The 14649-nt window shown below is 53.6% G+C and carries 13 protein-coding genes; 10 read left to right on the top strand and 3 right to left on the bottom strand.

The window, feature by feature from the left end; translation table 11 throughout:
* Positions 1-73 precede the first annotated feature (73 nt).
* The 3 genes from serB to nadR all read left to right on the top strand — a co-directional run bounded on the left by serB (position 74) and on the right by nadR (position 3852).
* Entirely contained in the window at positions 74-1045 is a 972-nt protein-coding gene (serB, locus tag AAIG39_RS17085; RefSeq protein ID WP_090081406.1) for a phosphoserine phosphatase, read from the top strand.
* A gap of 10 nt (positions 1046-1055) precedes the next feature.
* Positions 1056-2438, top strand: coding sequence for a DNA repair protein RadA (gene radA / locus AAIG39_RS17080; protein ID WP_090081407.1), 1383 nt, complete (start codon positions 1056-1058; stop codon positions 2436-2438).
* A 187-nt stretch (positions 2439-2625) separates the two neighbouring features.
* Positions 2626-3852 carry a multifunctional transcriptional regulator/nicotinamide-nucleotide adenylyltransferase/ribosylnicotinamide kinase NadR gene (nadR, locus tag AAIG39_RS17075; protein ID WP_343194336.1) on the top strand — a complete coding sequence of 409 codons (1227 nt, stop codon included), beginning with the start codon at positions 2626-2628 and terminating at the stop codon, positions 3850-3852.
* A 110-nt stretch (positions 3853-3962) separates the two neighbouring features.
* Here nadR and ettA read toward each other — a convergent pair whose 3' ends face one another.
* The gene (gene ettA, locus AAIG39_RS17070) at positions 3963-5630 is read right to left on the bottom strand and encodes an energy-dependent translational throttle protein EttA (protein ID WP_090081408.1); all 1668 of its coding nucleotides are present in this window, start codon (positions 5628-5630) and stop codon (positions 3963-3965) included.
* 300 nt (positions 5631-5930) lie between these two features.
* Between ettA and sltY the strand changes: the two genes are divergently transcribed.
* Both sltY and trpR read left to right on the top strand, forming a co-directional pair.
* The gene (gene sltY, locus AAIG39_RS17065) at positions 5931-7871 is read left to right on the top strand and encodes a murein transglycosylase (protein WP_343194335.1); all 1941 of its coding nucleotides are present in this window, start codon (positions 5931-5933) and stop codon (positions 7869-7871) included.
* 63 nt (positions 7872-7934) lie between these two features.
* Positions 7935-8264 (top strand): trp operon repressor, encoded by a 330-nt coding sequence (gene trpR, locus AAIG39_RS17060; RefSeq protein ID WP_039078263.1) that lies wholly within the window; start codon positions 7935-7937, stop codon positions 8262-8264.
* Here trpR and yjjX read toward each other — a convergent pair.
* Positions 8255-8770 (bottom strand): inosine/xanthosine triphosphatase, encoded by a 516-nt coding sequence (yjjX, locus tag AAIG39_RS17055; protein ID WP_090081412.1) that lies wholly within the window; start codon positions 8768-8770, stop codon positions 8255-8257. The two genes, trpR and yjjX, sit on opposite strands and share 10 nt — an antisense overlap.
* A gap of 102 nt (positions 8771-8872) precedes the next feature.
* Between yjjX and gpmB the strand changes: the two genes are divergently transcribed.
* On the top strand, positions 8873-9520 hold the full coding sequence (gene gpmB, locus AAIG39_RS17050; RefSeq protein WP_343194334.1) for a 2,3-diphosphoglycerate-dependent phosphoglycerate mutase GpmB: 648 nt from the start codon (positions 8873-8875) through the stop codon (positions 9518-9520).
* On the opposite strand, the gene robA is transcribed toward gpmB, so the two are convergent.
* Positions 9517-10386 (bottom strand): MDR efflux pump AcrAB transcriptional activator RobA, encoded by an 870-nt coding sequence (robA, locus tag AAIG39_RS17045; protein WP_090081416.1) that lies wholly within the window; start codon positions 10384-10386, stop codon positions 9517-9519. The two genes, gpmB and robA, sit on opposite strands and share 4 nt — an antisense overlap.
* A gap of 211 nt (positions 10387-10597) precedes the next feature.
* Between robA and creA the strand changes: the two genes are divergently transcribed.
* From creA to creD, 4 genes are read left to right on the top strand one after another with little or no spacing between them, the layout of a single operon-like run.
* Positions 10598-11068, top strand: coding sequence for a protein CreA (creA, locus tag AAIG39_RS17040; protein ID WP_090081418.1), 471 nt, complete (start codon positions 10598-10600; stop codon positions 11066-11068).
* Between the two features lie 11 nt (positions 11069-11079).
* Positions 11080-11769, top strand: a complete 690-nt coding sequence (gene creB, locus AAIG39_RS17035) for a two-component system response regulator CreB (protein ID WP_343194333.1) — start codon at positions 11080-11082, stop codon at positions 11767-11769.
* The gene (creC, locus tag AAIG39_RS17030; RefSeq protein ID WP_343194332.1) at positions 11769-13193 is read left to right on the top strand and encodes a two-component system sensor histidine kinase CreC; all 1425 of its coding nucleotides are present in this window, start codon (positions 11769-11771) and stop codon (positions 13191-13193) included. The genes creB and creC overlap by 1 nt, the downstream gene beginning before the upstream one ends.
* Positions 13194-13249: 56 nt before the next feature.
* A complete protein-coding gene (creD, locus tag AAIG39_RS17025) occupies positions 13250-14629 on the top strand; it encodes a cell envelope integrity protein CreD (protein ID WP_343194331.1) in 1380 nt (459 codons plus the stop codon).
* Positions 14630-14649: the final 20 nt, after the last annotated feature.

Genomic DNA, 14649 nt, shown 5'->3' with positions numbered 1-14649 from the left:
TGCCAGAAGCGCTGGTTACAAGGTAGCCTCATGCGTTATTTTTACCTCAGCACATACCCCTACAGGAGCTGTAATGCCGAATAATTTGACCTGGTGCGACCTGCCCAACGACGTTTCTCAGTGGCCTGGGTTGCCGCTCTCTTTAAGTGGTGATGAGGTCATGCCCCTGGATTATCACGCGGGTCGTAGCGGATGGCTTCTGTATGGACGCGCGCTGAATAAAGAACGTCTGACCGCCTGGCAGCGTAAACTGGGCGCGGCAATGGTGATCGTGGCAGCCTGGTGCGTGGAAGATTATCAGGTTATCCGGCTTGCCGGTTCACTCACCCCGCGTGCTACCCGCCTGGCGCATGACGAAGGGCTGGACGTTGCGCCTCTGGGTAAAATTCCGTCTCTGCGTCATCCCGGTCTGATGGTAATGGATATGGACTCAACCGCGATTCAAATTGAGTGCATTGATGAAATCGCTAAACTGGCTGGTACGGGCGAAATGGTATCCGAAGTGACGGAACGCGCCATGCGCGGTGAGCTGGATTTCACGGCCAGCCTGCGTCAACGCGTGGCAACGCTCAAAGGAGCTGATGCGAGAATTCTGCATCAGGTCCGCGATAACCTGCCCTTGATGCCAGGTCTTACGCAACTGGTGCTAAAACTGGAAACGCTGGGCTGGAAAGTGGCGATTGCGTCTGGCGGCTTTACCTTCTTTGCCGACCACCTGCGCGAGATGTTGCGCCTGACTGCGGCGGTAGCCAACCATCTGGAAGTGATTGATGGTAAATTCACCGGCAATGTGCTGGGCGACATTGTGGACGCGCAGTACAAGGCCAATACCCTGAAACGCCTGGCGCAGGAACATGAAATCCCGGCCACTCAAACGATCGCCATTGGCGATGGTGCGAATGATCTGCCAATGATTAAAGCGGCCGGGTTGGGTATCGCGTTCCACGCGAAACCGAAAGTGAATGAAAAAGCGGAAGTCACCATCCGTCACGCTGACCTGATGGGGGTGTTCTGCATTCTCTCAGCCAGTCTGGCGAAGAAATAACGAGGTCTCTGTGGCGAAAGCTCCAAAACGCGCATTTGTCTGTAATGAATGTGGTGCCGATTACCCCCGCTGGCAGGGGCAATGTAGCGCCTGCCATGCCTGGAACACGATTACCGAAGTGCGTGTAGCCGCCTCACCTGCCGTAGCGCGAAATGAGCGCTTAAGTGGGTATGCGGGCAATGCGGGCGTGGCGAAAGTACAGAAACTTTCCGATATCAGCCTGGAAGCCTTGCCGCGTTTTTCTACCGGCTTTAAAGAGTTCGACCGCGTGTTAGGCGGCGGTGTAGTGCCTGGAAGCGCCATATTAATTGGTGGCAACCCCGGCGCGGGCAAATCGACGCTTTTGCTACAAACCCTGTGCAGACTCGCGGAACAGATGAAAACGCTGTATGTCACCGGTGAAGAGTCATTGCAGCAGGTGGCGATGCGCGCGCACCGCCTTGGTCTGCCCACCGCCAATCTGAATATGTTGTCGGAAACCAGCATTGAACAAATCTGCCAGATTGCCGATGAAGAGCAGCCGAAGCTGATGGTCATTGACTCCATCCAGGTTATGCACATGGCAGATATCCAGTCCTCGCCGGGCAGCGTGGCGCAGGTGCGTGAAACGGCGGCTTATCTCACGCGCTTTGCGAAAACACGCGGGGTGGCGATTGTGATGGTCGGGCACGTGACCAAAGATGGCTCGCTGGCCGGGCCGAAAGTCCTTGAGCACTGTATTGACTGTTCGGTCTTGCTGGATGGCGATGCGGACTCCCGTTTCCGTACGCTGCGCAGCCATAAGAACCGCTTTGGCGCGGTAAATGAGCTGGGTGTCTTTGCCATGACTGAACAAGGGCTTCGGGAGGTGAGCAATCCGTCTGCCATTTTCCTTAGCCGTGGCGATGAGGTAACTTCTGGTAGCTCGGTGATGGTGGTCTGGGAAGGAACACGTCCGCTGCTGGTAGAGATTCAGGCGCTGGTCGATCACTCAATGATGTCCAATCCCCGGCGTGTTGCTGTTGGCCTCGAACAAAACCGCCTTGCCATTTTGCTGGCGGTGCTGCATCGCCACGGCGGCCTGCAGATGGCCGACCAGGATGTCTTCGTTAACGTGGTTGGCGGCGTAAAAGTGACGGAGACCAGCGCTGATTTGGCGCTGTTACTGGCAATGGTTTCGAGCCTGCGCGACCGGCCTTTGCCTCAGGATCTGGTGGTCTTTGGCGAGGTTGGGCTGGCGGGTGAGATTCGCCCGGTCCCCAGCGGACAAGAGCGTATTTCCGAAGCGGCGAAACATGGTTTCCGGCGGGCCATTGTACCTGCAGCGAATGTGCCGAAAAAACCGCCAGAAGGGATGCAGGTCTTCGGTGTTAAAAAACTCGCAGATGCACTAAGTGTCTTTGACGACTTATAATTATATTCCCGTCGTCTTTCTGGCGGCAGGTGTGATGGCTGCGTTTACTTCCCCGGAGCACTGCAATAGTTATGCTCCTCGGGGTTCGTTTACTCACCGCCTCCTGCCCCGAAATGCATAGGGAATTTTGCATAATAGGCCTGGCACGTTGATGCTGCCAGGCAGGTTCAGCCAGCAGGAGGCACTCGTGTCGTCATTCGACTATCTCAAGACCGCAATCCGTCAGAAAGGCTGCACATTGCAGCAGGTGGCCGACGCCAGCGGCATGACCAAAGGCTATTTGAGCCAACTCCTGAATGCCAAAATTAAAAGTCCCAGTGCGCAAAAACTCGAGGCGCTGCACCGTTTTCTCGGATTAGAATTTCCGCGTCGGCAAAAAAGCGTTGGCGTCGTTTTTGGTAAGTTTTACCCGCTGCATACCGGGCATATCTATCTCATTCAGCGTGCCTGTAGCCAGGTGGACGAGTTGCATATCGTGATGGGTTACGACGAGAAGCGTGACCGAGAACTGTTTGAAGACAGTGCGATGTCCCAGCAGCCGACCATCAGCGACCGCCTGCGCTGGTTGCTCCAGACTTTTAAATATCAAAAAAACATCCGCATTCATGCGTTTAATGAAGAGGGAATGGAGCCTTATCCGCATGGCTGGAATGTCTGGAGTAAAGGTATTAAAGCCTTTATGGATGAAAAGGGCATTCAGCCTGACCGGATCTACAGTTCGGAAGAGGCAGACGCTCCTCAATACCTTGAGCATCTGGGTATTGAAACGGTGCTTATCGATCCTAAACGCACGTTTATGAACATCAGCGGCGCGCTTATCCGTGAGAACCCGTTCCGCTACTGGGATTATATTCCCACCGAAGTGAAACCCTTTTTCGTGCGTACCGTGGCGATACTTGGGGGCGAATCCAGTGGGAAATCAACGCTGGTCAATAAGCTCGCGAATATCTTTAATACCACCAGCGCGTGGGAGTACGGACGGGATTATGTCTTCTCTCATCTGGGCGGCGATGAGATGGCTTTGCAGTATTCTGACTATGACAAGATCGCGTTGGGGCAGGCGCAGTATATTGATTTTGCAGTAAAATATGCCAATAAAGTGGCTTTTATCGATACCGATTTTGTCACGACGCAGGCGTTTTGCGTGAAGTATGAAGGGCGCGAGCACCCTTTTGTGCAGGCGATGATCGATGAATACCGTTTCGATCTGGTGATTCTGCTGGAAAATAATACGCCGTGGGTTGCCGATGGGTTGAGAAGCCTGGGCAGTTCGGTGGATCGCAGCGAATTCCAGCAGATGCTGGTGGATATGCTCAAAGAGAACAATATTACCTGGCGACATGTAGAAGAGCCTGATTACGACTCACGGTTTTTGCACTGCGTGGAACTGGTAAAAGAGTTGATGGGGGATTAGCAGGCCGGATAAGGCGTTTTACTTAGCCTGGCTACTGGCTTACCCAGGCTCTCTTCCCCCAGGAAAGGGAGCAAATACTAAAAAGGGCAACTTGCGTTGCCCTTTTGCTTTTATTTCGAAATGCGTTTGTACTTGATACGCTTCGGCTCCAGCGCATCGGCGCCCAGCGTGCGTTTCTTGTACTCTTCGTATTCGGTAAAGTTACCTTCGAAGAACTCCACCTTGCCTTCGTCCTGGTAATCCAGAATATGGGTCGCGATACGGTCAAGGAACCAGCGGTCATGCGAGATAACCATCGCGCAGCCCGGGAACTCCAGCAGGGCGTTTTCCAGCGCGCGCAGGGTTTCGATATCCAGGTCGTTGGTCGGTTCATCGAGCAGCAGTACGTTACCGCCCACCTGCAGCAGTTTCGCCAGATGCAGACGACCGCGCTCACCACCGGACAGTTCGCCAACGCGTTTGCCCTGATCAACGCCTTTAAAGTTAAAGCGGCCCACGTAAGCACGGCTCGGCATCTCGGTGTTGCCGATCTTCATGATATCCAGCCCGCCGGAGACCTCTTCCCACACGGTTTTGCTATTATCCATCGCATCGCGGAACTGATCGACGGAGGCCAGCTTGACGGTTTCACCCAGGGTGATAGTCCCGGCATCAGGCTGCTCCTGACCGGACATCATACGGAACAGAGTCGATTTACCCGCGCCGTTAGGACCGATGATGCCGACAATAGCGCCTTTCGGTACTGAGAAGCTCAGATCGTCTATCAGTACGCGGTCACCATAGGATTTACGCAGATGGCTGACTTCCACCACTTTATCCCCCAGACGTGCTCCAGGCGGAATAAACAGTTCGTTAGTCTCGTTACGTTTCTGGTACTCGACGTTGTTAAGCTCTTCAAAGCGTGCCAGACGGGCTTTACCCTTAGACTGACGCCCTTTCGCGCCCTGGCGAACCCACTCGAGTTCTTTCTCGATGGATTTACGGCGAGCCGCTTCCTGTGACGCTTCCTGTGCCAGACGCTGATCTTTTTGCTCCAGCCAGGAAGAGTAATTGCCTTCCCACGGAATACCTTCACCGCGGTCCAGCTCCAGGATCCAGCCAGCGACGTTGTCGAGGAAGTAACGGTCGTGGGTAATCGCCACAACGGTGCCTTCGAAGTCATGCAGGAAGCGCTCCAGCCACGCCACGGATTCCGCATCCAGGTGGTTAGTCGGTTCGTCGAGCAGCAGCATGTCTGGTTTTTCCAGCAGCAGGCGGCAGAGCGCTACGCGGCGGCGTTCACCACCGGAGAGATTGGCGATTTTCGCATCCCAGTCCGGCAGACGCAGGGCATCAGCGGCACGCTCAAGCTGCACGTTCAGGTTGTGACCGTCGTGCGCCTGGATAATCTCTTCAAACTTACCCTGTTGTGCCGCGAGTTTATCGAAGTCAGCGTCTGGTTCAGCATATTTCGCGTACACCTCGTCCAGACCTTTCAGCGCGTTAACCACTTCGGAGACCGCTTCTTCAACGGATTCACGCACGGTCTGTTCCGGGTTCAACTGCGGTTCCTGCGGCAGGTAGCCGATTTTCAGACCGGGCTGTGGACGGGCTTCACCTTCAATATCGGTATCGATGCCAGCCATGATCCGCAGCAGGGTAGATTTACCGGCGCCATTAAGGCCCAGTACACCGATTTTTGCGCCAGGGAAGAAACTCAGCGAGATATTTTTCAAAATATGACGTTTCGGCGGAACCACTTTGCCGACACGATGCATGGTATAAACGAATTGAGCCACGTTGGACTTCGCCTCTTTTTATCCCTTCATCCATCAGGTTGCAGGTGCCGGGCCAGGAGGGATTCCTGTACCGCCGCCTTGTAACCTGAATTATTCAGGGCTAATGAATGGTGATAGTTTTCAAAGGCGAAGTGTAGCCGTTTTCCGTGCTCAATCCCAGCCAGCAGCACCCGTAGTGTTAAATCGCACAAGAAAGGTAAAAAAGTGTGCATTACGTGGCGCGTTACGACGTGCACGGTTAGCATTAAGGCATTATGCGGCATGATGCTGTAGGTATCGTTTATATAAGAGGAATAAGCTGTGCAGAGAGCTAAACATGCCGCCTGGCGTTTTCTGGCGGCCAGTATTTGTTTGCTGTCCCTCAGCAATGTGGCGCGAGCGGACTCACTGGACGAACAACGTAATCGCTATGCTCAGATCAAGCAGGCATGGGATAACAAGCAGATGGATGTGGTATCGCAACTGATGCCGGGCCTGCAAAACTATCCGCTTTACCCTTATCTGCAGTACCGACAGATAACCGATGATCTGATGAATCAGCCCGCCGTAACGGTGACCAATTTCATCCAGGCAAATCCTACATTGCCGCCGGCCCGCACTCTGAAAACACGTTTTATCAATGAGCTGGCGCGTCGGGAAGACTGGCGCGGTTTGCTGGTGTTTAGTCCGGAAAAACCCACGACAACGGAAGCGCAATGTAACTACTATTTTGCGAAATGGAACACCGGCCAGGCTGAAGAGGCCTGGCAAGGGGCGAAAGAGCTGTGGCTGACGGGCAACAGCCAGCCGAACGCCTGTGACCGGTTGTTTGGTGCATGGCGCGCTTCCGGCAAGCAAGATCCACTGGCGTTTCTGGAACGTATTCGTCTGGCAATGAAAGCGGGCAATACGCGGCTGGTTATTCTGCTGGCGGGGCAGATGCCATCGGACTATCAGACCATCTCTTCTGCCATCATTACGCTGGCCAACGATCCGGGTAGTGTTATGACCTTTGCCCGAACCACAGGGGCGACCGATTTCACCCGTCAGATGGCTGCCGAAGCGTTCGAAAGCGTCGCGCGTGACGATGTGGAAAACGCCCGGTTGATGATCCCGTCGCTGGTACAGGCGCAACAACTCAATGAAGAACAGACGCAAGCGCTGCGTGATATTGTTGCCTGGCGTTTGATGGGGAATGATGTGACCAGCGAGCAGGCGCGCTGGCGCGATGACGCTATCATGCGTTCGCAGTCTGTCTCGATTGTCGAGCGACGCGTGCGAATGGCTATCGGCAACGGTGACCGCCGTGGGCTGAATACCTGGCTTGCGCGTCTGCCGATGGAGGCAAAAGAGAAGGATGAGTGGCGCTACTGGCAGGCCGACCTGCTGCTGGAACGTGGGCGTGACGGCGAGGCGAAAGAGATCCTGCATGCGCTGATGCAACAACGTGGATTCTACCCAATGGCGGCGGCACAGCGCCTGGGCGAAGAGTACACAATGAAAATTGATAAAGCGCCAGGTAGTATCGATCCTGCGTTGGCAAACGGGCCTGAAATGTCCCGTGTGCGCGAGCTAATGTACTGGAATCAGGACAACACTGCCCGTAGCGAGTGGGCTAACTTGATAACCAGCCGCAGCGTGCAGGAACAGGCGCAACTGGCGCGCTATGCGTTTAACCAGCACTGGTGGGATTTAAGCGTACAGGCGACCATTGCCGGTAAGTTGTGGGATCACCTTGAAGAACGCTTCCCGCTGGCCTACAGCGACTTGTATGCCCGCTATACGAGCGGTAAAGATATTCCGCAAAGCTATGCGATGGCGATTTCTCGTCAGGAGAGCGCCTGGAACCCTAAAGCGCGCTCCCCGGTTGGGGCAAGTGGACTCATGCAGATCATGCCGGGGACGGCAACGCATACGGTAAAAATGTTTAATATTCCAGGCTACAGCAATGCGGCTCAATTGCTGGAACCGGAAGTAAATATCAACATCGGTACCAGCTATCTGCAATATGTCTATCAGCAGTTTGGTAACAACCGCATCTTCTCCTCCGCAGCGTACAACGCCGGACCGGGTAGGGTACGGACCTGGCTGAACAACAGTGGTGGGCGAATCGATGCGGTAGCCTTTATCGAGAGTATCCCGTTTTCCGAAACCCGTAGCTATGTGAAAAACGTGTTGGCCTATGACGCGTATTACCGTTTCTTTATCAATGGTAACAAAGCGCCAGTGCTGACGGACGCGGAGTGGCAGCGTCGTTACTGATTTCTGTGGTTTGTGTTATGCTGTGTACTCTCTAGCGAGTACATAGCATAACGGCGGCATATTATGACCCAGCAATCACCTTATTCAGCGGCCATGGCCGAACAGCGTCACCAGGAATGGCTACGCTTTGTTGAACTCGTCAGGCAGTCTTACGAACAGGATCTGCATCTTCCGTTACTTAACCTGATGCTCACCCCTGATGAACGGGAAGCGCTGGGTACCCGCGTACGCATTATCGAAGAACTGTTGCGCGGGGAGATGAGTCAGCGTGAACTCAAAAGTGAACTCGGCGCGGGCATTGCTACGATCACCCGCGGTTCTAACAGCCTGAAAGCGGCGCCAGCCGATCTGCGTTTATGGCTGGAGCAGACGCTGCTTAACGATCAGCGATAGACTGCATTGTGAAAGGGGCTTAATGCCAGTATCACGGCCTGATGATAGACGCTGGCGCGCGTCAGTTTTCCGGCGGTAAACACGCCAATTGCGCCCTCTTTACGCCCAATCTCATCAATACCGGTGTACGCCGACATCGCCGGGCCAAGCGCTTCACCTGCATGGATTTTTTGCAAAATAACCTCCGGCAAGGGCAGGGTGGCAGAACGCGCTTCGCCACGCTGTTCCTGATTTTCGATGACCACCCAGCTAAACGTGCTGCCTTCATCAATGCCGGCTTCGATAGCTACCCAAAAGTCCGCATCCGGGCAGGCGTGGCGTGCATTTGCGACACGGTTACGTGCACCTGCAAGCGTTTCTTTACTGCCCAGAGGCTGTTCTGGTACACCGCTCTCAACAGCGATAGCGTCAATATGGCAGGAACCTTCACCGAAAATTTCATTAAAAGCGTGCAGAATAGCCCGAATTTTGGCGGGGTTTGTGGTAGCAGCGACAACATGGTGCATAATCAATAGCTGGCTCCCCGTAATGAGACGTGTTCTGTCCGCATGACGGGTAAGGCCTTCCTCATATAATAAACTTCATCGCAGTATAATGGATATAAAAGCATGTTACAGGTATACCTTGTCCGCCACGGTGAAACGCAGTGGAACGCCGAGCGTCGTATTCAAGGCCATTCAGACAGTCCGTTAACCGAAAAAGGGGAGAAGCAGGCATGGCAGGTGGCCGAACGCGCGAAAGCGCTGGGCATCACCCATATCATTGCCAGCGATCTCGGACGTACACGTCGCACGGCTGAAATCATCGCAGAGCTATGCGGCTGCGATATCACCCTCGATTCGCGCCTGCGTGAACTCGATATGGGCGTGCTTGAAAAGCGTAACCTTGAAACCCTGACCGAAGAAGAAGAAGGCTGGCGTCGCCAACTGGTAAATGGTACCGCAGGGGGGCGCATTCCCGGCGGTGAGTCTATGCAGGAGCTTGCCGATCGTATGCATGCCGCCCTTGCGACCACGCTGGAGTTACCGCTGGGCAGCCGTCCGATGATCGTCAGCCACGGTATGGCCCTGGGCTGCCTGGTCAGCACTATTCTGGGTCTTCCGGCCTATGCTGAGCGCCGCCTGCGCTTGCGTAACTGCTCTATTTCCCGTATCGATTATCAGGATAGCGCATGGCTGGCATCGGGATGGGTGGTGGAAACGGCAGGAGACGTCTCACATCTTGACGCCCCTGCACTCGATGAACTGCAGCGTTAACGGCGGACCGGAATCAGATACTCGCAGCGGATGTAAAGCGGCGGCTCTTGCGCACGCGCATCTTCCTGCGGGTAGAAGCGCTCAATATCCTGACCTTTACGGCGTGTCAGATTCAGCATCGGCATGCAGGTGCCGTAGACGGTCAGGATAAATTCCTGCACGCCACTCCCCGGCCCCTCATAGAAGAACATGACATACTCACCGCCTTCGAGCGTCACTGGTTGGGCGTTATGCATATAGCCGTTCGCCATCTCCGGCGTTAAGGCGGTAGTGTAAAACACCTCTTGCTCGTCATCTTTTTCCAGGCTTGGTCGCGGTTCATGCAGGCCATACATCTCAGCCGGAATGGTTGGCGAGTTACCTAAAAAGTCACGCCAGAACTGGATACGCATCTGATTGCGGAAATCGGAAATCTCTTCCAGCGAGCAGGTATAGCTCTGCGTCGTACCGATAAGCTGCATATCCGGAAGGGTGATAAATTCGTATCTCGGCATGGCAAACTCGCCTAAGCGCAACGGTGGACGAATACCGAAGGCGCTCCAGTCAGGTGAACGGCGATACAGCGCGGGCGTCAGATTAAACTGCTTTTTAAAAGCGCGAGTAAAGGTTTGCTGAGAGTCAAAACGGTACTGCAAGGCGATATCCAGAATGGGGCGCGAGGTCAGACGCAAAGCAACAGCAGACTTCGACAGGCGGCGCGCGCGAATATAAGCGCCAATCGCATGGCCCGTCACGTCTTTAAACATCCTTTGCAGATGCCACTTGGAATAACCTGCTTTTGCCGCCACATTATCTAACGACAATGGCTGATCCAGGTGACCTTCCAGCCAGGTTAGTAGATCACGAATAATCCCAGCCTGATCCATAAAATATCCTCATCCTTAAAACGGCTTACGCCTGATACCAGGAAAGGGATAATACCACTGTTTGTTGTTTTAGCATTCAGTGTTTTTTTTGTGCATTAGTGCCCATTGTGTCTGATTTTCATGATAATTTTTGTAAATTAGTGATCTATAAACCTTTTCCTGATAAACCCGAGAATAGTCGCTCAACGTTATATTCAAAAATGGTAACAATATGAAATACACACGTTTAATACTTTCCTCATTAGCGTTGCTCTGGAGCTCTGCGCATGCGGAACAGATTGGCTCAGTGGATACGGTATTCAAAATGTTCGGCCCGGATCACAAAATTGTGGTGGAAGCCTTTGACGATCCTGAGGTGCAAAATGTGACCTGTTACCTGAGCCGGGCAAAAACAGGCGGCATTAAAGGCGGCCTTGGGCTGGCTGAAGATACATCTGACGCGGCGATCTCGTGCCAGCAGGTGGGGCCAATTGAACTCAGTGATAAGATCAAAAACGGCAAAGCGCAGGGTGATGTAGTCTTCCAGAAACGTACCTCGCTGGTATTTAAGAAACTGCAGGTAGTCCGCTTTTATGACAGCAAACGTAACGCGCTGGTTTATTTAACCTATTCCGATAAAGTGGTAGAAGGTTCGCCGAAAAACGCACTAAGTGCGGTGCCGATTATGCCGTGGGGTAAATAAAAGGAATGGAGATGCCACAACCGCGAATTTGGCTGGTTGAAGATGAGGCAAGTATCGCCGAGACGCTGATTTATATGTTGCAGCAGGATGGGTTCGCCGTTACGTCATTTGAACGGGGATTGCCTGTCCTTGACGCGGCGACGCGGCAGTTGCCGGACCTTGCGATCCTGGATGTCGGGCTGCCGGATATCAGTGGCTTTGAGCTATGTCGCCGTTTGTTGGCTCGGGCACCGGGGCTACCGGTGCTGTTTCTGACCGCACGCAGCGATGAGATCGATAAACTACTGGGGCTGGAAATGGGGGCCGATGATTATATCGCCAAACCGTTTTCGCCCAGGGAAGTATGTGCCCGGGTACGTACCGTGCTGCGCCGCTTTCAGAAAGCGACTGTGCAATCTTCGCTCCTTCGTGTCGGGCAATTCGAACTGGATGAAGAGGCGGCTATTATCCGCTGGTGTGGCGATATTCTTCCCCTTACACGCTATGAATTTCTGCTGCTCAAAACCCTGCTGCATGCGCCGGGCAGAGTTTTTTCGCGCCAGCAACTCATGGATCTTGTCTGGACCGATGCCGAAGAGAGCTTCGATCGGACTGTCGATACTCACATCAAAACGTTGCGCGCTAAATTGCGTGCGGTGAATAGCGACGTGTCGCCGATTAATACTCATCGCGGTATGGGTTATAGCCTGGGCATTCGCTAATGCGTATTGGAATGCGACTGCTCTTGGGCTACTTTTTACTTGTGGCGGTTGCCGCCTGGTTTGTATTGTCGATTTTTGTCCAGGAGATCAAACCGGGCGTCAGGCGGGCCACCGAAGGTACGCTGATTGATACCGCCACGCTGCTGGCAGAGGTGGCGCGCGATGATTTGCTCTCCGGGCAGGCGCAAAATGGCAAGCTGGCAGAGGCGTTTACTTCGCTCAACCAAAGCAACATTAACGCCAATATCAGCGGCATTCGCAAGGTACGTAACGAATACCATGTCTACATGACAGATGCGGTGGGTAAGGTCGTTTTCGACTCTGCAGGCCGGGCCGTAGGTCAGGATTTTTCACGCTGGAATGACGTCTGGCTTACGCTGCGTGGAAAATATGGTGCGCGAAGCACGCCTTCCGATCCAAACGACCCGGAAAGTACGGTTATGTATGTGGCGGCTCCTGTCACCGATCAGGGGCGAATTATTGGCGTTTTAAGCGTGGGTAAACCCAACAGTGCAATTGCCCCGGTCATCAAACGTAGTGAGCGGCGCATGCTCTGGGCCAGTGCGGCTCTGCTGGGAATTGCTCTGGTGATTGGGTTTGGGGTGACGCTGTGGATTAACCGTTCTATTGGCAAGCTGACACGCTATGCGGATGCTGTGAGCGAAAAAAATCCTTTACCACTTCCTGATCTGGGAAGTAGTGAGCTGCGTAAGCTGGCGCAGGCGCTGGAGAGTATGCGCCTTAAGCTCGAAGGGAAAAATTATATTGAGCAGTACGTTTATGCGCTTACTCATGAACTTAAAAGCCCGCTGGCGGCCATTCGCGGCGCGGCAGAAATTCTCCATGAGAACCCCCCACCGGATATCGCCACTCGTTTTACCAACAATATTCTGGCGCAAAATACGCGGATGCAGATGCTGGTTGAGAAATTGCTACAGCAGGCGAAGCTCGAAAATCGCCAGGAGATAGTGACAACATCCATCCCTGTTGACGCTCTGTTCCGACAGCTTGAGGACGAACGTAGCGTGGTGCTGGCCGCCAAAAATCTGACCCTCGAATGCGACGCAGGACAACTCGTCACTGAGGCGGATGCCGGGCTTCTTAGCCAGGCATTAGGAAATCTTCTCGACAATGCGATCGATTTTACCCCTCGCGGCGGACACATTTTGTTATATGCTCGCGAGCAGGATGAACAGGCGGTCTTCACCGTGTGCGATAACGGGTCGGGAATTCCGGATTACGCTCTTGAGCGGATCTTTGAACGGTTTTACTCATTACCGCGAGAGAATGGACAAAAGAGTAGTGGGCTTGGACTGGCATTCGTGCAGGAGGTGGCGCGTTTGCACCAGGGAACGATTCAGGTACGTAACCTGCCGCAGGGTGGCGCAGAGGCGCGACTGACACTTCACCGTCACTTCACATAACTTCAAATTCTCCTCTTATAGCCCCGTTATTCTGCCTGCAACACAAAGGAGGGGCTATGTTTAAATCACCATTATTCTGGAAAATTACCACCCTGGCAGGGTGTATTTGTCTGTTGCTGATCCCACTGATGATGGTTGGCAATTTAATCAAAGAGAGAGGCGATTACCATAATGAGGTCGCCGACATGTTACGGCAAAGTAGCGCCGGACCGCAAAAGCTGATTGGACCGTTGATTGCCATTCCGGTGACGGAAATTGTGACCACGCTTGAGTCGACGGGAAATGAACCCCCCAGGGAGGTTCGCAGTTCGAAAAGCTATATCCGTTTCTGGCTGCCTGAAACGCTCCTGGTCGAGGGTAAACAGCAAGTCGAAAATCGTCAGGTGGGTATTTACGAAGGGCAAGTCTGGAATGGAGATATCAGCATTAACGCGGAGTTTGACCCAAAGCGTGTTGGCCTGGAGGCGAGTGCGACCAGGCAACTGGGCGAGCCGTTTGTCGTGTTTGCCCTGAGTGATGCCAGAGGGATTGGGCAAATACGGACGATGAAAGTGAATGGTGATTCGCTGAGGGTTGAGCCAGGGGCGGGGCTGATGAGCGATTTACAGGGTATTCACGTTCCACTGACTGCGCCGGATATTATGCAGAAAAGTATCAAACTCAACGCCTCTTTCAGTCTCAATGGCTCCGGTGCCTTTTCTGTGGTTCCCCTTGGCAGAAACAGTGAAATGGCGCTGATGGGGGACTGGCCTCATCCCGGCTTTACCGGTGACTTTCTGCCGGCTAAACGCGAAGTTACCCCGGCGGGTTACCAGGCACACTGGCAAAGTACCTGGTTTGCCAATAACCTGGATAGCAAAATCCGCGATATCCTGAGTCTGAGTGATGACAATGTATGGCGTCTGCCTGCATTCAGCGTCAATATCGCCACGCCCGCAGATCAGTATCAACTGACTGACAGAGCGGTAAAATATGCGATTCTGCTTATCGCTCTTATTTTCGCTGCGTTTTTTGTCTTTGAAAGTCTTACCGGGCGACAAATGCATCCTATGGAGTATCTGCTGGTGGGGTTGTCGCTGGTGATGTTCTATCTGGTCCTGCTGGCGTTGTCAGAGCATGTTGGCTTTACCTGGGCGTGGATCATCGCCAGTGGGCTGGGAACGGCGATCAATGGTGTCTATCTGCAGGGCGTGTTGAAAAGCTGGCGTGCCAGCCTGCCTTTTAGCGGCGCGCTATTGATGCTCTATGGCGTAATGTGGAGTCTGCTGAACTCAGAAGACAATGCGTTGTTGCTTGGAACAGGAGTGCTATTTGCGGCGCTGAGTACCGTGATGATACTCACACGACGTTTTGACTGGTACTCACTCTCACGAACGGCGAAAAAGCCCGTGGAGAGTCAGATTCCTGTCGATGAAGATTTACGGATATGGAAATAAAAAAAAGCGGCGCCTGGCGC

Source organism: Phytobacter palmae, assembly GCF_039409775.1.
Lineage (GTDB): Bacteria > Pseudomonadota > Gammaproteobacteria > Enterobacterales > Enterobacteriaceae > Phytobacter > Phytobacter palmae.
Note: the sequence above shows the minus strand (reverse complement) of the source record. Positions and strands in the feature narration are given on the sequence as shown.